The sequence below is a fragment of the Arthrobacter sp. StoSoilB13 genome (genome assembly GCF_019977255.1).
In the GTDB taxonomy this organism is placed as follows: Bacteria; Actinomycetota; Actinomycetes; order Actinomycetales; family Micrococcaceae; genus Arthrobacter.
On the sequence record NZ_AP024648.1, the window covers coordinates 1,037,959 to 1,056,078 of the forward strand.

General features: G+C 62.1%; 14 protein-coding genes and 3 pseudogenes. 6 read left to right on the forward strand and 11 right to left on the reverse strand.

Annotated elements, in window-relative coordinates:
• Positions 1-67 precede the first annotated feature (67 nt).
• From LDP01_RS17080 to LDP01_RS17090, 3 genes and pseudogenes are all read right to left on the reverse strand, one after another.
• On the reverse strand, positions 68-985 hold the full coding sequence (locus LDP01_RS17080) for an MFS transporter (RefSeq protein WP_224091850.1): 918 nt from the start codon (positions 983-985) through the stop codon (positions 68-70).
• A 310-nt stretch (positions 986-1,295) separates the two neighbouring features.
• Complete coding sequence (locus LDP01_RS17085; RefSeq protein ID WP_224091852.1) at positions 1,296-2,195, reverse strand: helix-turn-helix transcriptional regulator; 900 nt, start codon at positions 2,193-2,195, stop codon at positions 1,296-1,298.
• Positions 2,196-2,399: 204 nt separating this feature from the next.
• Positions 2,400-3,420, reverse strand: a pseudogene (locus LDP01_RS17090) (LacI family DNA-binding transcriptional regulator).
• Positions 3,421-3,553: 133 nt separating this feature from the next.
• Between LDP01_RS17090 and LDP01_RS17095 the strand changes: the two are divergent.
• A pseudogene (locus LDP01_RS17095) lies at positions 3,554-5,003 on the forward strand (sugar porter family MFS transporter).
• A 72-nt stretch (positions 5,004-5,075) separates the two neighbouring features.
• On the opposite strand, the gene LDP01_RS17100 reads toward LDP01_RS17095, so the two are convergent.
• Both LDP01_RS17100 and solA read right to left on the reverse strand, forming a co-directional pair.
• Entirely contained in the window at positions 5,076-5,750 is a 675-nt protein-coding gene (locus LDP01_RS17100) for a haloacid dehalogenase type II (protein ID WP_224091862.1), read from the reverse strand.
• A gap of 60 nt (positions 5,751-5,810) precedes the next feature.
• Complete coding sequence (solA, locus tag LDP01_RS17105) at positions 5,811-6,995, reverse strand: N-methyl-L-tryptophan oxidase (protein WP_224091864.1); 1,185 nt, start codon at positions 6,993-6,995, stop codon at positions 5,811-5,813.
• Between the two features lie 168 nt (positions 6,996-7,163).
• On the opposite strand from solA, the gene LDP01_RS17110 reads away from it, so the two are divergent.
• From LDP01_RS17110 to otnC, 5 genes are all read left to right on the forward strand, one after another.
• The gene (locus LDP01_RS17110) at positions 7,164-8,066 is read left to right on the forward strand and encodes a LysR substrate-binding domain-containing protein (RefSeq protein WP_224091866.1); all 903 of its coding nucleotides are present in this window, start codon (positions 7,164-7,166) and stop codon (positions 8,064-8,066) included.
• 101 nt (positions 8,067-8,167) lie between these two features.
• Positions 8,168-8,503 carry a hypothetical protein gene (locus LDP01_RS17115; RefSeq protein ID WP_224091868.1) on the forward strand — a complete coding sequence of 112 codons (336 nt, stop codon included), beginning with the start codon at positions 8,168-8,170 and terminating at the stop codon, positions 8,501-8,503.
• On the forward strand, positions 8,475-8,885 hold the full coding sequence (locus tag LDP01_RS17120; protein ID WP_263433779.1) for an aspartate/glutamate racemase family protein: 411 nt from the start codon (positions 8,475-8,477) through the stop codon (positions 8,883-8,885). The genes LDP01_RS17115 and LDP01_RS17120 overlap by 29 nt, the downstream gene beginning before the upstream one ends.
• The gene (gene otnK, locus LDP01_RS17125) at positions 8,878-10,164 is read left to right on the forward strand and encodes a 3-oxo-tetronate kinase (protein WP_224091870.1); all 1,287 of its coding nucleotides are present in this window, start codon (positions 8,878-8,880) and stop codon (positions 10,162-10,164) included. The genes LDP01_RS17120 and otnK overlap by 8 nt, the downstream gene beginning before the upstream one ends.
• The gene (gene otnC / locus LDP01_RS17130; RefSeq protein WP_224091873.1) at positions 10,161-10,790 is read left to right on the forward strand and encodes a 3-oxo-tetronate 4-phosphate decarboxylase; all 630 of its coding nucleotides are present in this window, start codon (positions 10,161-10,163) and stop codon (positions 10,788-10,790) included. The genes otnK and otnC overlap by 4 nt, the downstream gene beginning before the upstream one ends.
• Positions 10,791-10,802: 12 nt before the next feature.
• Here the strand turns inward: otnC and LDP01_RS17135 are convergent.
• The 6 genes and pseudogenes from LDP01_RS17135 to LDP01_RS17160 all read right to left on the reverse strand — a co-directional run bounded on the left by LDP01_RS17135 (position 10,803) and on the right by LDP01_RS17160 (position 18,113).
• Positions 10,803-12,339, reverse strand: a pseudogene (locus tag LDP01_RS17135) (glycoside hydrolase family 32 protein).
• 35 nt (positions 12,340-12,374) lie between these two features.
• Positions 12,375-13,262, reverse strand: a complete 888-nt coding sequence (locus LDP01_RS17140) for a carbohydrate ABC transporter permease (protein ID WP_224091875.1) — start codon at positions 13,260-13,262, stop codon at positions 12,375-12,377.
• Position 13,263: 1 nt separating this feature from the next.
• Positions 13,264-14,130: a carbohydrate ABC transporter permease gene (locus LDP01_RS17145; RefSeq protein ID WP_224093909.1), complete on the reverse strand. Its 867-nt coding sequence runs from the start codon at positions 14,128-14,130 to the stop codon at positions 13,264-13,266.
• Between the two features lie 183 nt (positions 14,131-14,313).
• On the reverse strand, positions 14,314-15,609 hold the full coding sequence (locus LDP01_RS17150; RefSeq protein ID WP_224091877.1) for a sugar ABC transporter substrate-binding protein: 1,296 nt from the start codon (positions 15,607-15,609) through the stop codon (positions 14,314-14,316).
• A 141-nt stretch (positions 15,610-15,750) separates the two neighbouring features.
• Positions 15,751-16,770 carry a LacI family DNA-binding transcriptional regulator gene (locus tag LDP01_RS17155; RefSeq protein ID WP_224091879.1) on the reverse strand — a complete coding sequence of 340 codons (1,020 nt, stop codon included), beginning with the start codon at positions 16,768-16,770 and terminating at the stop codon, positions 15,751-15,753.
• 185 nt (positions 16,771-16,955) lie between these two features.
• The gene (locus tag LDP01_RS17160) at positions 16,956-18,113 is read right to left on the reverse strand and encodes a uroporphyrinogen-III synthase (protein ID WP_224091882.1); all 1,158 of its coding nucleotides are present in this window, start codon (positions 18,111-18,113) and stop codon (positions 16,956-16,958) included.
• Positions 18,114-18,120 lie beyond the last annotated feature (7 nt).

Genomic DNA, 18,120 nt, shown 5'->3' on the forward strand with positions numbered 1-18,120 from the left:
GGCCAGCTGGACACGACACAGATCCCGCCCGGACACGTGTCCGGGCCGGATTCGTCTTTGAGGCCTCTTAAGGTAACTCCGCTTCCTCAAGCTGGGCCCGACTTTCTGCGGGGAGCTGTGGTTGCTTTCGGCCCCGTGCTGTCATCTCGATGATTGCCAAGGCCGCCAGGGTGAGAATCGCACAGGCGGCAAAGACGCCCTGGTAACCAAGGGATGACACGGACCCGACGGCGATGATCGGACCGGATGCGATTGCGCCAAGGCGACGGGTGTTGGTAAACAAGCCCGATGCCAGTCCCGGTCGGGGGATGATTTGTTGGAACAGTGTCAGGCCCACGCCGGCCACCACCCCGAAGAACCACGCGTGGAGAACCTGAAGAGCGATGAGCGTGGCGGGGTCGGCCACAAAGGTCATTCCTGCGTAGTACGCCAGGCCGGCCAAACACCCTGAAGCGATGAGGGCTTTCCCTGAATACTTTCGGCTCAAACGCCCGACGAAGAGTAGCGCGGGGATCTCCAGGGCTGCTGAGGCTCCCAAAGCGACCCCGGCCCAGATGAGTCCTTGCCCCATGCGCTCATTCACGAACAGGGCCATGATGGTCACAGCCGCACTATCGGTGGCTTGGAGCACGATGAAGCCCACCACCACGCCTATCACGGCCAACTTCGCCGGGATAGGCCCATCATCTCCCGCCCTCTCATGAAGTAGCGTGCTCGCCGCCCGGGCTGCTTTACGGTGAAGGGCCGCGGCACCGGTTGCCGTGAGATTGAGGAGCGCAATTGCCGCCAGCGCCAGCAGAATCGCCCGGCTGCCGAAGACACCGACGATGTACGCGGCAAGCGGGGGTCCCCCTACCCACGCGAAGGACACTATTGCCCGGGTGTTGACGACATCGTTAGGGCTTGCCCCCGAGTGTTTCAGGTGTGCAAAGAGAAGCGACATGCCAACGCCCGAGGGGCCACCCAACGCAATCAGGGCGGTCACGGCAACGGGAAGGGTGGTGGTGAGAGCCAGTAGGGGCCGGAAGGGCCAGTGCAAGAACACCACAAAACAGCATGGGCCGTATGTAGTCGTTTTTCCGGTCCGCGTAAGCCGGTATGAGCAGCGAGGCAACGAACCCTCCAGCGTTGTAGACAGCAAGAACCCAGCCAACATCCGCAGGCGTAGCGTCGAACAGATCCACCAGGATCAACGCGAGTGCCGGAGTGAGGAAAGCAAATTGCAAGCCCCACAACAAGGCCATTGAAGAAGTAAGAACGTGTTTCACGGGCAGCACTTTCCACGGCATCTTGTTTTAACCGGCCGATGCCGGCGGTGCTGTTTGTGTGCGGCCGTCTGCGGCAGTCACCGGATTGGCGGTGCTGCTCCAGCTGGCGAGGAAGGCCAGTTGTTCTTCAGCTTGGCTGGCAGGCTCAGCCGTGTAGGCGATCAGTGTCAGTCCATCGCCGGGCAGCTCCAGGGCGTCACCCGTCAGTTCGACTTCACCAACCAACGGGTTCCTCATCCTCTTGTGGGCTGACCTGTGGAAACGCACATTATGCCGGGCCCAGCGCGTGGAAAATTCAGTGCTCCCGGCTGCGAGATCGCCAATCAGGCCATTCAAGTAGCGGTCGCGGGGACGACGACCGGACTCCACGCGGAGGGCGGCCGCAAAATCATCCGCGACAGTCTCCCATTCGACGAAGAACTCCTTGGAGCGGGAATCCAGGAACATGAACCGGGCAAGATTCAGCGGCAGGGTCGCCGGGGCAAGGATGCCGGTATAGAGGGCGAAGCAGAGGCTGTTGGCGGCGACAATATCCATCCTGGCGTTTCGGACGTAGGCCGGAGTGCTGGTCATTCCGGAGAGTATCCGTTCGATGCTGGGACGGATCTCGGCCCGTGGTGTGCGGTTGCCGGAATTCCGGGGCGGCGCCGCCGCCTTGGCCAGGTCCAGTAAATGCGAGCGTTCAGCCTCGTCCAGTTGAAGGGCACTGGCCAGGGAGTCAAGGACGGAATCGGAGACGCCCCTGAGGTTTCCGCGTTCCAGGCGGGCATAGTATTCGGTGCTGACGCCCGTCAGCATGGCTACTTCCTCGCGTTTTAGCCCCGCTACCCGGCGCGTCCCACTGTAGGCGGCCAAGCCCGCTTGGGCCGGTGTGATGCGGGCCCGCCGTGTCATGAGGAAGTCGCGGACTTCTTTGTTGTTGTCCATCGTCCAAGGCTACGTGCGGCCAAATGCCCGTAACAGGCACTGCCAGTACACCGCACAGCAGGTACTCCCTCCCTGGGAAAGGGCTGCTTTTCTTGAAGGAGTCCCATGCCGCGATCAAAGCCAGCGGGCCAACACACTCCTACAGGCAACGTCCAGGACGACAGCAAACGCGCCTTGGCAGGGCCCCGCCCAGCACATGGCCAACTATCCCGAAATGTGATTGACCCGCGCCGTGGAGTTGCGCACCACCAACTGCGGCATGAGGCGTTCGTCGGCGATAGGGGCATCCGGATTATTGAGCCGCTCCAGGGCTACTGTGCCGGCGGTCCGGCCCAATTCAACGGCATGCAAATCCACGGATGTGAGGTCGATGCCGTGCAGGTGTGCTGTCCTGGAATTGTCGTAGCCCACAAGGGACAAATCTTCGGGAATCGAGAGTCCCCGTGCGTAGGCCGCTTCACGGACGCCGAGGGCCAGCTGGTCGTTGTGGGTGAAGATTGCAGTGGGCCGGTGGTGCTGGTTCAGTATTTGTGCGGCGGCCCCGCTCTCCTGCGTCCGGCGTGAAGTCCTCTGCAGCAACCGTCTGCGGCGTGAGTCCGGCGTCGTGCATTGTCTGCTCGTAACTCCGGCGGCGGACGACGTGGCCGTCGTAGACCGGGCCAGAGAGATGGGCGATGCGCGTATGCCCGAGGCCAAGTAGATGTTCAGTTGCCGCCCGAGCCCCCGCAAGGTCATCCGAGTAGACACTGTCCACGCCGGGCACCGGCCGGGTCACACTCACCAACGGGACGATCCGGGCCATCTCCTGCACGTGTTCGTCCGAGTCCAGCAGCGTCGCGGCGATGATAATTCCGACCCGGGCCTCAATAAGCGATTCCAGCGCGCCGGGATCCACACCGTCCACGGACCGCGAAACGCTCAGGATGAGCCGGTTGTTGTCTTGGGGGAGCGCTGTGCGAACGCCGCTGAGGACATCAGCGTAAATCTCGTTGCGGATATCCAGCAGATAAAGCCCGACGGCGGAACGGTGCTTGCGTGCCAGATCGGCTGCTACCGCGTTGGGCCGGTACCCGAGACGCTTCGCGGCCTCGAAGATGGCCTGCTTCGTCTCGTGGCTGACACCTGGCGCGCCGCGAAAGGCGAAGGACACCAAGGTGCGGGACACGCCCACTTCGCGCGCGACGTCGCTTTGCGTGGCGGGGCGGTGTTGAGGGTCAGGAGCCATAGTTCATCCTCCCACGGGCAAAGCGGGTAAATTTATCATTTGTTAGTTTGACCTTACATTTAAGCCTTTCGCGCGTTAGTCTGGATTCAGCGCGGGCGAGTATGGCCCGCAACACACTGACAAAGGAGTCCTGATGTCTGCTACGCAAACGCAGAGCAAAGGAACCGGCAATGCCGCCCTTCCCCCGCTAACCAATGGCCCACACCGTAAGCGGCTGGGCCTTGTTGCCTTGGTGGCAACGTTCGGCGGCCTGCTGTTCGGCTACGACACGGGTGTCATCAACGGCGCACTGAGGCCAATGACGGCCGACCTCGCCCTGACGCCACTCACGGAAGGGATCGTCACCAGTTCGCTGTTGTTTGGCGCAGCTGCCGGAGCAGTCGGAGGTGGCCGCCTCTCCGATAGCTGGGGCCGCAGGAAGACGATCATCCTCCTGGCCGTGCTGTTCCTCATTGGTACCTTGGCCTGTGTCTCGGCGCCGAGCTTCGAGGTAATGGTCATTGGGCGCATCATCCTCGGCCTGGCCGTAGGCGGTGCTTCCACTGTGGTGCCCGTCTTCCTTGCCGAGCTGGCGCCCTACGAAATCCGTGGTTCCCTGGCCGGGCGGAACGAACTCATGATCGTCATCGGCCAGCTGGCTGCGTTCGTTGTCAACGCCATCATCGGCAATGTCTGGGGCGAAGTTGAAGGGGTCTGGCGGATCATGCTCGCTGTTGCCGCCCTTCCCGCCATCGCACTGTTCTTTGGCATGCTGCGGATGCCGGAATCTCCTCGCTGGCTGATCTCAAAGGGCAGAAACCCGGAGGCCTTGGCGGTGCTGAAGACCATTCGTTCGGACGATCGCGCCGAGGCAGAAATGGCAGACGTAAAGCACCTCGCGGAGGAAGAAAGGGCATCGAGGGCTACCTCTTGGGGTGCACTGAAGGACAAGTGGATCCTGCGCATCATTCTTGTGGGCATCGGGTTGGGTGTGGCCCAACAGCTGACGGGCATCAACTCGATCATGTACTACGGCCAATCCGTACTCGTTGAGGCCGGATTCGACTCCAACGCCGCCCTCATCGCCAACATCGCGCCCGGTGTGATCGCCGTCGTCGGCGGTGTCATTGCACTGACGCTGATGCAGCGCGTTAACCGCCGCACCACGCTGCTCCTTGGTTTCACCTTGACCACGGTCTGCCACTTCCTTATCGGCATCGCGTCGATCGTCCTCCCCGTGGGCAATGCAGCCAGGCCGTTCGTGATCCTTTTCCTGGTGGTGGCGTTCGTGGGATCGATGCAGACGTTCCTGAACATTGCGGTCTGGGTGATGCTGTCCGAGATCTTCCCGTTGCACGTCCGCGGCTTCGCCATCGGCCTGTCCGTCTTCTGCCTCTGGATCGCAAACGCCCTGCTGGGTCTCTTCTTCCCCACACTCGTTGCCGGGATGGGGATCACGGGAACGTTCTTCCTGTTTGGTGTTGTGGGCATTCTCGCTCTGGTATTCATCTACACCCAGGTCCCGGAAACCCGTGGACGTACGCTGGAGGCCCCTGGAAGGGGACGTGACCACCGGCGCCATCTACCTGGTGCACAAGAACTAGCCGGCTTTCCAAGACCGCCGCAGGGGAGCGCCGCTTAATGCGTCGTTCCCCTCCGGCGGTTTTTGCGAATATCTATAGACCGAGGTGCCTGTTGAGCTCGTCCAGGGACTTCACAGTGGCGATGTTGTACCCGTCGGCGAAGGGTTCAGCACCACGGTCCAGCATGACAAGGTCCCGGAAGCCCAGGTTGTACATCGGGATGTGGTCATACAGGGGATGCGAGGAGACGTGCAGGAAGTCCTCCGGCCTGGCATCCAGGGTATCGAGCATGTACTCGAACGCTTGAAGACGCGGTTTGTAGGCCCGGGCCTGCTCAGCGGTAAACACAGCGTGCCACTCTGCACCGAGCTTGGGAATGCTGATGTCCAGGAAACTGTCGTCGGCGTTGGACAGGGCCACGAGCTTGTAGTTGTCGCCTTGGAGCTTCAGCGCAGCCGGCACATCCTCGTGGGCGACGGAGCTGCGTACCGCTTCAGCAAGCTCTGCGCCGGCACCAGGGGTCGGTCCAATGCCAAACCGCTTGCACGCGCGGTCAAAGGCACTCTGAAGGATCTCGACGTAGGGCTTGTAGTCGCCATTGACCTCGTCGAACCGGTACGCGCGGAATACCTTCTTGAAGGCAAGCCACTGTTCTTCGGGGATGCGATCGGCGAGCAAGCGCTGGGTGGTGGGGTAAATGTTGAAATTGATCAGCGTTCCGTAGACATCGTAGGAGATGTACTTCGGCCGAAAGTTCGTGTCTGCCATGATTCGTCCGTTCTTAAGGATCTTGTATTTTTTTGGGGGTAGAGGAGGGGATGCTTAGGCTCAACCCAGAGCCAGTGAGGAGAGCCGTGCGTCTGGTCCGAGGAACCTCGCGGGGTTCATGAAACTGACGTCGGTGGCCGTTGTTCCGTCCAGCACGAGGTCTGCGGCAACGGCTCCCAGCGCGGAGGCCATCTTGAAGCCGTGGCCGGAGAAGCCTGCGGCGGCCACCACGCCTTCCATTCCGGGAACCAGCCCCAGCAGCCCGGTCGCGTCAGGTAAGTGACCATCCGCGCACACGGCAACCCGAAGGGGTTCCGGAACCAGTCCGGGAATGAACTCCCGGACCCACGCCCGGATGGTGTTCAAATGCCTGGGATCCCAGGTAGGAGGCTTCTCCATGGACTCAACCTCATCCAGGAATATGCTCGCGACGACTTTCACCGTCCAGCCGTCAGCACTCGGGAATCCGTAGAACTGGGCTTTGTCCGGCCTGCCGTCTTCCTCGGCCCTCCTGAGGAAGACCGGCATGTCTTCCCTGCAGAATGTTGCCGGGTCCGCAGCGGGGAACCAGGTAAGGATCTGCGGCAGGACGGAAAGGTGGACGCCGAGTTCTTTGCAGAGTGCTCCCGCACCGTTGCCTTGGGAGATGATCACCCGGGAGGCAATGATTTCTTCCTGGTCTGTCCGCACGAGGTATCGGTCACCATGCTTCTCAACGCTCTGTGCTTTCCGGTTTCCGAGGAACCGGGCGCCAAGGCGGGCGGCCTCTGCCAGGGCCACCGTCACGGCCTTCTCCGACTTCAGGTAACCGCCCTCCGGATCAAGAATCGTGACGTCAGTGTCCCTAATCACGTGTTCGGGATACTTTGCCCTTGCTTCTTCGCCCCGGAGAAGCTGGTAGTCAAGGCCGTTGTCTTTCCCCGCTGCAAGGAGGGATGCCAGCCGCGGGTTGTGGTCGTCGTAAATCGTGACAGCGCCGGTGGTGGTGAGTAGCTCGGTACCGGTGGCTTTCTCCAGTTCACGCCAAAGGTCCTGTGACCTCTGCAGGAGAGGGGTGTAGTGCCCGCCTTCTGCGTAAACCTTGCGGAAGATACGGGATTCCCCGGCATAGGCGGAGAAGGGGCCCGGGATTGAAAACCTGTCAATTCCGATGACCCGCTGACCGCGGGAGGCGAGCTGCCAACTTGCCATGCTTCCTACGGAGCCGACACCGACGATGACGACGTCCGTTTCGAGTGCAGTCATGCTTTACCTTGCTTTCCCTTATTGCGCGCCGTTTTTCCGGTTTCGGGTTTCAGTTGAAGAGCTCCACCGTCGGCTGTGCTTCCAGTCACTCGAGCGTACGACACAAAAAGAGGCCGATTAGGGGGCTGTGAGACAATGCATTGTTTCCAAAAACGAAAGAAGCAAGAGATGGACCTTACATCGATCGATGATTTGGAGTTTTTTGAACAAATCTCCCGTTCCCAGAGCCTCACGGAAGCAGCCAGGAACTGGGGAAAGTCGGTGTCAGCCGTCAGCAAACGGCTTGCTGCGCTGGAGTCACGGCTTGGGGTAGCGCTGGTCCGGCGCAGCACCCGCCGACTGACCCTCACCGAAGAGGGACAACGTTATGCGACAGGTGCCGTGGCCATCCTGCAGCAGAAAACAGATCTCGAAGACGCGCTGTCCGTGCAGCATGGTGAGCTCAAGGGGCGCCTCCGTGTGCACTCGAGCCTGGGCATTGGACGCAAGCACATTGCGCCGCTGCTGGGGGAGTTCGTCCGGCAGCACCCCCTGATTCAGATAGACCTGGAGCTTTCGCCGCTGCCTTTGAACATAGCCGGCACGAATTTCGACATCGCGGTCCGCGTTGGAGGATTGTCGGACTCCAGGCTCAAGGGAAAACTCCTCGCGCCGAACCGGAGGATTGTGTGCGCCGCGCCGGGCTACATGAAAGGTGCCCCTCCGCTGCGGACCATCAGGGATCTGGAGCGCCACAACTGCATCGTCCTGCGGGAAAACAACGCCGACTATTCGCTGTGGCGCTTTGGCGGACAGGGGCAGGATTACGTCGATGTCAGAGGCAGCATGATCAGCGACGACGGAGACGTAGTGACCGACTGGTGCATCCAGGGCCTCGGCTTGATTATGCGCTCTACCTGGCACGTCAACCCGCTGATCCGTCAGGGAGTACTCCAGCAGGTCCTCCCGGACGTCCCGACCCCAAGCGCCGATATTTTTGCCCTTTACCCTGCCACGGCCAAAACACCCCGCCGGATCACTGCGGCCATTGACCATCTGCGCCAGGGGCTGGCCGCGAGGTTGGGGTCCTAGCTTTCCTCACTACAAGGGGAACCACTTCTTTCGTTTTCAGAAAGAATGGGTTGTCTGAGGCGCCCATAATCATTGGCTTTTTGTGCCATACGCTCATTTGCATGACTAACCCCCCGGTACTTGCAATGTTGCACACCGTCCCCGGCTTGGTGAAGGACATGGAAACCCTGGCCTCCGAGTTAGTCCCGGGCCTTCGTGTCCTGCACTACGTGGACGAATCCCTGCTCCAGGACACCATTGCCATGGGAACAACGCCAGGGCATGTTCGACGACGGCTGGTCAACTATGCGCGCTACGCCGAGGAATCAGGTGCCCAGGCATTGTTGGTGAGTTGCTCCTCCATCGGCGAGGGCCGCAATCGCCGCCAAGGACTTTGTCTCCATCCCCGTCCTGCGTATCGACGCTCCCATGGCCGGGGTCGCCGTCGAATCGGGTGACAGGATCGGAGTGCTCGCGACCCTGTCCGCAACCCTCGGACCAACCACCCGCCTTGTCCGGGACTCCGCCGAAAGGCGGAACAAAAAGCCCGACATCACCGCCAGAATAGTCGACGGCGCTTTCCAGGCTCTGCGAGCAGGTGACCGTCAGCTGCATGACAGCTTGGTGCTCGCCGCGTTCTCGGAACTGGCAGCGGACTGCGATGTGATCGTTCTCGCCCAAGCGTCGATGGCCCGCGTCGTTGACCACACCCAGGGAGAGCTGGGAGGACCTCTTGTGCTGGCTTCGCCGGATTCTGGAATGAGCCAGCTCAGCTCTCTTTTTCCTTCCCACGACTCATCAACAGCGCCGGTAACCGAGAAAGATCCGAAGCATGTCTGACATACCAACGCAGGCCAATGCCCCTTGGCTGGGCGTTATCGCCGATGACTTCACAGGAGCCTCGGACGTGGCCGGCACCCTTGCCAGCGCCGGAATGCGGGTAGTGCAGTCCTTCGGCACGCCTGATCCATCAACGAAGCTGCACGATGTTGACTGCATCGTCATTTCACTGAAGACCCGCAGCGTCCCGGCCGCCGCGGCCGTAGAACAGTCTCTGGCCGCGGCGCGTGCCCTGAAATCCCTCGGCGTGCAGCAGCTCTACTTCAAGTACTGCTCCACGTTCGACTCAACTCCGGAAGGCAACATCGGCCCAGTGGCAGATGCCCTACGCGAAGAGTTAGTCCCGGCCGGCATGGTCACAGTCGTTGCTCCAGGAACTCCTGCATTACGACGGACCGTATACAACGGCGTTCTGTTCGCCGGTACGGACCTCCTGCAGGAATCATCCATGCGTCACCACCCGCTGACCCCGATGACCGATTCGAACGTGCCACGACTTCTCCAGGCCCAAACCAACAACCCGGTGGGTCACGTCGGCTATGGCGTTATAGAAGCAGGAGCATCCGCGGTTGGAGCGGAACTCGAAACCCTGGGCAGTCAAGGTGCCGGGTACGTGGTCGTGGACACACTCAGCGACCACCACCTCGCGGTGCTCGGGACTGCACTCCTGGATCACCCGCTCGTCACTGGCGGATCGGGTCTGGTGGGAGGCTTGGCGGCGGCACGTGGGCACCGTGTCACACCGGACTTGGGGAATGCCAGCCGTCCGACCGGTCCGGCCGCAGTGGTCGCGGGCAGTTGCTCGGAGATGACGAACGCCCAAATCCAAGTGTTCCGCCAGGTGCACCCCTGCTTCCAGGTGGATCCTGTCGCCATCGCCGAAGGACGGGACGTAGTGGCCGAAGCGCTGATGTTCGCCCGGGAAAATCTGCCGGGCGGCCCCATCCTGATCCATTCCACTACTTCTCCAGAGGAAGTCTTGAGTGCCCAAAGGCATCTTGGCAAGTCCAGGGCCGCCGAAATAGCCGAAGACGCCCTGTCCGCGATCGCCGAAGGACTCGTCGGCATGGGCTGCCGGCAACTCATAATCGCCGGCGGAGAAACCTCCGGCGCCGTGGTCCGCAGGCTCGGCATTACGACAGCCCGCGTCGGCAAGGAAGTTTCACCCGGCGTGCCATGGCTGAAAACCGAAACCGACCCAGGGCTGTCCATCCTGCTCAAATCCGGAAACCTCGGAGACCCGCGGCTCTTCCTTGATGCATGGGACCATGGTCGATGACCGGCATGGACAGCCGCCAGGAGCTCGTCCGGTTGGCCAGGTCCCTCCACCAAAGGGGGCTGACCCGGGGAACATCCGGAAACCTTAGCCTACGGGTGGACGGCGGAATGCTGGTCACCCCCACCAACGCCTCCCTGGGCGAACTCAGGACCGAAGATCTGGCCATGGTCTCCGGCGCCGGAGAACACCTGTCCGGGGGCCGCCCCTCCAAAGAGGCCTTTCTTCACCTGGCGATGTACAAGGCAAGGCCGCAGGACCATGCCGCCGTCCATCTGCATTCCACCTACGCCACCGCCCTTTCGTGCCTGGCGGACCTGGATGACGAAGACGTTCTGCCACCTTTGACGGCCTACTTTGTCATGAGGGTTGGACGGCTGGTCCGGTTGCCGTATTTCGCGCCGGGCGACGAGGGCTTGGGCGTGACGGCCCAAAAAGCTGCGGCATCGAGCCGTGCCCTGCTGCTGGCCAACCACGGACCGATCGTTTCCGCGCCCTCCCTGCCACAAGCGGTGGACGCTGTTGAGGAAGTAGAAGAAACAGCCCGACTGTTCTTCCTCCTTCAAGGCCACGCGACACGACCCCTCCAACCCGCCCAGGTGGCCCGGCTTTCCGCACCCCGCGTGTAGTTGGTGCTGCCGTTACTGCACGACGGCGAAGCTCACCAGGTTGGCGCCCTCGCCTTCTGCAAGGAGGGCAAGGGCCGTACTGGAGTCCGCCGGAAAGATTTGGTCGGTGATGGTCGCCCTGCCATCCTGGGCGAAGACCTCGACGGAACAGCGGTCCACAAAGATGCGAAGCCGTATCCGGCCATCTTCCAGAGGTACAGCAACGCGATCCACTGAAGGAAATGCCTCGTGGAATCCGACGTTGCCGGATTCGGTGCGGTCCAGGCTGAGTTCCCCCGTCGCCGGGTCGTAGGCCAGTACTGTGCACTCCATACCTGCGGAAAAGCCGCCCGGTGCGACCCCTTGCCGGGGGTCGGCCCGCAGCACGATGCCGACCCTTCCGGCCTGCCCGGGCTCGAACTCGGCATCGATCCTTAGCACGTCCCCGGATACCTCTTCGGGAAGCCACGTCAGGCCGGGTTCCAGCCGTTGCCGGCCCAGTGCCAAATTCTCCGTCGCATGGTCTTCGAAAGGGTCAATTGCCTCCTGTAACAACACGGGACGCCCGCCTCGGGAAACCAGCTTCACTTCGCGAACGAGCGACATGGCGCTGCGCCAGCCGTCTGAGGGTGTCTCAGCGGCGTACTGCCAATTGTTCATCCAGCCGATCATGAGCCGGCGTCCGCCGGGTACGTTGCTGAAGGACACGGCGGCGTAGTAGTCCCGGCCCCAGTCGAGCCAGCCGTACTCGGCCATCCGGGTGTCGTCAGCCTGGAGGCCTTCGGTGACGGTTGTTTCGGAATGGAAGGTCACGCCGTCGAACGTTCCGAGGAAGTACTGGCCGCCGGAGCCGCCGGCGATACCGCCCGGGCTGAGGTTTACCACCAGAACCCACCGGGTGTTGGAGGCGTCGCCGTCCACTGGAAGTTCAAACAGGTCCGGACATTCCCACACGCCTTCTGTGGCGTTCGCCGGGCCGAAGGTGCTGAGGTATTCCCAGGACAGCAGGTCCGGTGAGCTGTAGAGCACGACTTCACGACGGGCTGCCTCGACGGCGACCATGACCCAGTAACTGCCGGCGTCGCCGTCGTACCAAAAGACTTTCGGATCACGGAAGTCCGGGGAGGGCCCTGTCCAGCACAGGGTTTCCCGAGTACTTCGTCCAGGTGGCGCCGTCATCCGTGCTGTAGGCAAGGGACTGCGCCTGGAGGCCGGCCATGGGCGAGCCGGAGGTGTAGGCGCTCGTATAGATCGCCACGAGGGGCGGGTTGTCTGCGGTGCCGAGACCGCTCGTGTTATGGATATCCACCACAGCGGAGCCGGAGTAGATGGCTTCATCGTCATCGCAGGGGATGGCAACTGGCTGCTCATCCCAACGCAGCAGGTCCACCGAGGTGGCGTGGCCCCAGGACATGTTGCCCCACGTATCGCCGTCCGGGTTGTGCTGGTAGAACAGGTGGTAGACGCCCTTGGAGTAGAGAAGTCCGTTGGGGTCGTTGAGCCAGTTGCGCTGCGCGGAGTAGTGCCACTGGGGCCGGTACCGGCAGTCGAGGTCGGCGGTTGTGTGCATAGGAGTATTTCCCTTTCGCATGAGGGACAAGATGGTCAGCCCTTGACGCCGCTGGAGGCGATGCTGTTGATGAAGGAGCGCTGGAACGCGATGAACAGCACCACCACCGGGACGGTAATGAGGGAGGCATAAGCCATGACTTCGCCCCAGGAGACGTTGAGCTGGAAGAAGTATTGGATGCCGATCATGACGGGCCGGAGCTCCTCGGACTGGACCACCATGAGCGGCCAAAGGTAGGAGTTCCAGGCGGGTAGGAACGTCAGGATCGCCACCGTGGCTGTCGCTGGGCCTGCCAGGGGCATCACCACCAGGCGGTAGATTCTGAACCAGCCAGCGCCGTCAATCCTCGCAGCCTCATCCAGTTCCTTCGGGATCGACTCAAAGTACTGGTGGTACAGGTAGATGGAGAACGCATTGGCGATGAACGGGATGATCTGGACCTGGTAGGTGTCCAGCCAGCCCTTGGAGATCTCGAGGCTGAACCCGTTGAGCTCAAAGAACGGCAACTGGTTCACCCACCACACCAGCGGCAGCGCCAGCGTCTGGAAGGGGACGATCAGCGTGGCCAGGATCGCGGTGAACACTATGCGCTTGCCGCGGACCTCCATCCGGGACAGGGCGAAGGCGCAGAGGCTGTTGATGAAGATCCCCAACACCACTGTCACAGCAGAAACGCCGGTGGAGTTGATCAGGAAGCGGGCGGCAGGCACTCGGTCAAATACAGCAGCGTAGTTGTCGAACGAGATATTGCCGATGGGAAGGAAGGCTGCCACCGAGGACATGTCCCCGAAGATCTGCTGGTCCGGCTTGAGTGAAGACACCAGCATGAACACGAGGGGGAATGCGGCGACGACGGCGAACAGGATCCGCACCAGCATGGTCCCTGCACTGCTGAGACTCTTGGATGTGAGTGTCTCTTTCATGTCAGTCCTTCTCTCGGGTCAGGTAGCGCTGCACTGCGGAGATCAGCAGCACCAGGACGAAGAATACGAGGGAGATGGCCGATGCATAGGATGTTTCCTGCTGCTTGAAGCCGGAGCGCACCGCCTCGAAAATGATGGTGGTGGTGGAATCGAGCGGCCCGCCCTGGGTCATGACGCTGACTTGGTCGAAGAGCCCGAGCGCCTGGATGGTGATGGTCACCAGGATCAGGGTTCGGGTATGCCTGAGGCCCGGCCAGGTCACGTAACGGAACTGGTGCCAGCGGCTTGCCCCGTCAAGCTGGGCTGCCTCATACAGTTCCCCGGAGATGCTCTGCAGGCCGGCAAGCCAGATGATCATGTGGAAGCCGGCGGCCTGCCAGATGGACAGGATGATGATGGCAGGCATGGATGTGGCTGGATCGTTGAGCCAGTCCGGGCCGTCAATCAGGCCGAAGCTGGCCGCGGACAGGAACTCATTGATCAGCCCGTCCTTGCGGTACATGAACAGCCACAGCAGGGACACCACCACCATGGACGTCACCACCGGAAGGAAGTACAGGGTGCGGAAGAAGTTCACCCCACGGAACTTCTTGTTGATCAGGAGCGCCATCGCCAGGGCAAGGCCGGACTGGACGGGCACCACTACAACCGCGAAGTAGCTGACATTCAGCAGTGCGCGCCAGAACGTGGGATCCGTGAAGAGGCGGACGAAATTGTCCGCACCCACAAACTCAACGGGTCGCGGTGACACAAGGCGGGCATTGGTGAAGGCCAGGCCGAAGCCCAGGATCGCGGGGAGGAACACAAAGAGCAGAAGCAGGGCTGCGGCGGGCGCAATCATTGCCCACCCGCTCAGCTGCTCGCGCAGGTAGCGCGGCCGGCGGTGGGGTTTGCTGGGCGGTGCCGCCGGGGCGGGGGGCCGCCACGCGGCGGCCAGGACTTGGGGGAATTTGGGTGGTTGTCATGGGGTTCTCCGTAGACAGTCGGGGGCCGGGAGGTCCGACGACGGCGGCAGGGTGAGTGCCGCCGTCGCCCGTCCGGCTGCCGTCGGCTAGTTCTTGTAGCCGCCGTTGGACTTGATGTTGGCGTCAATCGCCTTGACCGCCTTGTCCAGGGCCGTCTTGGGGTCCGCGCCGGCAAGGATGTCCTGGACAGCCTTGCCATATTCGGTGGCGATGAACGGGTAAGCCGGGGTTTCGGGCCGCAACACCGCGTAGTGACGCGAGAACTCCATGAAGATACGGTTGGCACCGCCCTCGGCGAATGCGGGAATCAGGGCCGCGGCTTCATTGGTGGCCGGGATGCCTCCAGTTGCCTTGATGACGGACGCCACGTTTTCAGGCTTCAAGGAATAGGACAGATAGTCCATCGCGGCATCCATGTTGTTGCAGCCGCTGGTGACGCCCCACTGCCAGGAAGCTCCGCCGATCTTGGGACCGTTGCCCAGATCCACGCTGGGCATGACCACCAGCTCATCTCCCAGGGCAGCCCGGGCCTTGTCCCCGGCCCAGGAACCGGTGTAGAGGAGGCCGCTCTTGTTGTTCAGGAAGTCCTGGGTGGAATCTTTCCCGCTCTTCGTCGCCATGAAGCCCTGATCCGCCAGCCCGCGGAACCACTTGGCCCATTCGACGGCCTTATCGCCATTCAGGGCTCCGTCGGCCGACTGGTAGTCCTCGCGGTTGATCAGGTCTCCGCCGAAGGACTGCAGGAACGGCGAGTACGCATAGGGCAGCCATTCGCCGGTTCCGGCAGTACCCATGTCCAGTGGGTAATCCCATTTACCCAGTGCCTTGAGTTTGGTCAACGCGTCCTGGAACTCGTCCTTCGTCCATGGCTTCTCAATGGTGGCGACGCGGACGCCCGCCGCTGCGAGATCGGATTTGCGGGCAAACATGGACAAAGCGACGTCGCCGTACCCAACCGCATAGGTCTCGCCCTGCCACTTGGCAACAGTGCTGGGGAGGTTCTTGGAAAGGTCCGCGGACAGCTTCAGCGGCGCCAGGTACTTGGCCCATGCCCAGTTGGGAACGTTGGGCCCGTCAATGTCCACGATGCAGGGAAGTTTCCCGGCTGACGCCGCCCCTACGACGGAGTCGTTGTAGGACTCCTGCGGGAAGGCCTGCACCTTGATCTGCGCCTTCGCGCCACTGCTTTTGTTATAGGAGTCAACGATCGCCTGGGTCGCCGCCAGTTCCTCCGGGTTTCCGGCGGCGTGGGTCCACATGGTGATCTCTTTGGGGCCGTCGCTTGAGGACGAGGAACTGCCCTTGCTGCAGGCGCCCAGGCTGCCGACGAGGGCCGCCGCAGCTATGCTGGTTGCCAGGATCCGCGTGAATCGTTTGTTCATGATTGTCAATCTTTCTGCTGATTTTGGGTGTGGATGATTGGCCCGGGTCCTTCGGGGCGCAGCCGCTGCAACGGCTGCGCCCCTCTTCTTGCGGACTTCCGGTGTTGTGACGTGGTGTTTCGTGTGGGTTGGTGGTTTATGTCAGCGTGGCGGTGCCACCGAACCCCGTTCGATGACGGGGCAGATGAGTTTTTTCTGCCCCGGCGGCGTGCCGGGTTTTTCAATGTCGTCCAGGAGCCGCGTAACGGCCCAGCACCCCATCTCGTAATGCGGAAGGGCAACAGTGGTCAGCCCTGGCCACAGCGCATCTGCGATGAGTTCGAGGTTGTCCATTCCCACCACTGAGAGGTCTTCCGGGATGCGAAGGCCTGCTGCCGAAGCTGATTGGTAGGCGCCCATGGCCATGCGGTCGTTGAAGCAGAACAGGGCAGTGGGCCGATCAGGTAAAGACAGCAGTTGTGCCGCTGCCTGCCTGCCGCCGACAGTGTCCGAGACCGCGGAGGCGACGAGCCGTGGATCTTCCGGCAGCCCGTTGCGAAGGAGGGCGTTTCGGTAGCCCTCCAGCCGTCCGTGCGTGGCCGGGATGTCGTCAATATTGTTGATCATCCCGATCCTTGTATGCCCTGCAGCAGCCAGGATTTCCACCGCGCTTTCCGCGGCGGCGATTTCATCCGGGACCACTGAGGAGATTGAACTGTCAGCGGAGGCCGCGTCCAGCAGGACCGTGGGGACTTCGTAAAGCTCCTCGGGAACGGTGACGCCCTGATGGTACATCCGGGCGTAAACGATCCCGTCCACCTGGTGTTGCTGGAGGGTTTGGATTTCGTGTTTCTCAAGATCGTTGTCAAGCCCCGAATTGAGCACCATCAGCAGGTAGCCCCGCTGATACGCGGTTTCCTGGGCGCCACGGATCATGGCCCCGGCAAAGGGCGTGGTGGTGATTTGATCACTGACGAGGCCAATGATCTGCGAACGCTGGTTCCGCAGTCCGCTGGCCAGGCGATTGGGGGCGTAGCCCAGATCCTTGGCCACCGCCCGGACGTGTTCTTGCGTTTTGCGGTTCACGCGATCGCTGGTGGCGTCGTTGAGTGCATGGGAAACAGTGGTGATTGAAACGCCGGCAGCCTTCGCCACTTCGCGGATTCCTACCTTCGTCGTCATCGACAGCCCTTTGCAAAACGTTTTGAATGTTGTTTGGATCACATTACCTAAAACGTTTTGCAACTGTCAAGGACAACGGGCACGCCCTTAAAAGCGAAAGGCACCGCAACGTCCTGGACGTTGCGGTGCCTTCTTGAGCGAGGGTCTGCGGGCGGGCTTGCCCCGGGCTAGCGAACCCAGGGAACCTAAGCCCGCAGCCGGTACCCGCGCTTCACGACCGTTTCTATGAGCTTGCCGTCAGGAAGCGAGGAGCGCAGCCGGCTGACTGTCATGTCCAGGGCGTGCACGGAACCGCGGAGGTCCAGGAGGTCCGAGAGCGATTCACGGGACAGCACCGCACCACCGGCGCCCAGCAGGGCCCGGAGCAAGAGCAGGGGCGCTGGAGCGAGTTCCACTACTTCGCCGTTGATCCGCAGGCAGCGTCCGCGGAGTTCGATGGTGGCGCTCTTGGTTTCCAGGCGGCGCACGTGGTTCAAGGACAGGTGCTCCGTCACCAGGCGAATGAGTGCGCCCATGCGGTAACGGTCGGGAATGAGTGGCGTCAGGCCGGCGTCGAGCAGTGGCTGTGCCGTGACAGGCCCGACGGCGGCAACCGTGACGGGCCCTTTGAGTGCTTCAATGAGCTGCCGGTACAGGCCCATCTCATGCGCCGTGCTCCACATCGCGTCCACTGCTGGGGCGCTGGTGAAGGTCAGGACGTCAAGGTTGCCATTGCACACGGCCTCGATCAGGCGCGGGAGTTTGTCCTCGCCGTCGGGCTTGACCCACCGGTATGGCGTCACCGTCAGGACCGTGGCGCCGGACATCCGGAGGCGCTCCAGCTGGCGTACATCGGTGTACCCGTGCAGCTGAACAGCCACCGTCTTGCCCCGGACACCCTCCGCCAGGAGCATGTCCACAAGTGTCGCTGTGGTTTCGTCACTGCTGATTCCGACGTCGGCAAGGCCGGCCGCGCGGACGGCACCGCGCGCTTTGGGTCCCCGAACGAACATGCGGCAGGCCGAGAGTGTTTCCAGGAGTTGCTCGCCGATGCCGAAGGAGTCCGCCGCCTCGCACCAGCGGCGCATGCCGTAGGCCGTGGTGGCGATGCAGATATCCGGCTTGGCGGCGATGATGGTGCGGGTGTCCTCGATGAGGACCATGTCCTCCTGCACGGGCGCGATCTTCAAGGCCGGGGCATGGAGCACGCTCGCACCCCGCCGTTCCAAGGCCTCGATGAGGTCCCTGGAACGGCGATGCGAGGTAACGCCGATGCGGAACCCGTCCAGCGGCGCTTCGGTAGCTTCTGAAACGTCCGTGGCGGTTGTGACGTCTTGGATTTCAAGGGCACGTGCAACAGTCATTGATTTA

Excerpts from the sequence above, each read along its gene's own strand:
- LDP01_RS17110 (WP_224091866.1), top strand. The coding sequence starts at position 7,164 with ATGGACCTTACATCGATCGATGATTTGGAGTTTTTTGAACAAATCTCC.
- LDP01_RS17100 (WP_224091862.1), bottom strand. The coding sequence starts at position 5,750 with ATGGCAGACACGAACTTTCGGCCGAAGTACATCTCCTACGATGTCTAC.
- LDP01_RS17140 (WP_224091875.1), bottom strand. The coding sequence starts at position 13,262 with ATGAAAGAGACACTCACATCCAAGAGTCTCAGCAGTGCAGGGACCATG.
- LDP01_RS17150 (WP_224091877.1), bottom strand. The coding sequence starts at position 15,609 with ATGAACAAACGATTCACGCGGATCCTGGCAACCAGCATAGCTGCGGCG.
- otnC (WP_224091873.1), top strand. The coding sequence starts at position 10,161 with ATGACCGGCATGGACAGCCGCCAGGAGCTCGTCCGGTTGGCCAGGTCC.
- otnK (WP_224091870.1), top strand. The coding sequence starts at position 8,878 with ATGTCTGACATACCAACGCAGGCCAATGCCCCTTGGCTGGGCGTTATC.
- LDP01_RS17085 (WP_224091852.1), bottom strand. The coding sequence starts at position 2,195 with ATGGACAACAACAAAGAAGTCCGCGACTTCCTCATGACACGGCGGGCC.
- LDP01_RS17115 (WP_224091868.1), top strand. The coding sequence starts at position 8,168 with ATGACTAACCCCCCGGTACTTGCAATGTTGCACACCGTCCCCGGCTTG.
- LDP01_RS17120 (WP_263433779.1), top strand. The coding sequence starts at position 8,475 with ATGGCCGGGGTCGCCGTCGAATCGGGTGACAGGATCGGAGTGCTCGCG.
- LDP01_RS17155 (WP_224091879.1), bottom strand. The coding sequence starts at position 16,770 with ATGACGACGAAGGTAGGAATCCGCGAAGTGGCGAAGGCTGCCGGCGTT.
- LDP01_RS17160 (WP_224091882.1), bottom strand. The coding sequence starts at position 18,113 with ATGACTGTTGCACGTGCCCTTGAAATCCAAGACGTCACAACCGCCACG.
- solA (WP_224091864.1), bottom strand. The coding sequence starts at position 6,995 with ATGACTGCACTCGAAACGGACGTCGTCATCGTCGGTGTCGGCTCCGTA.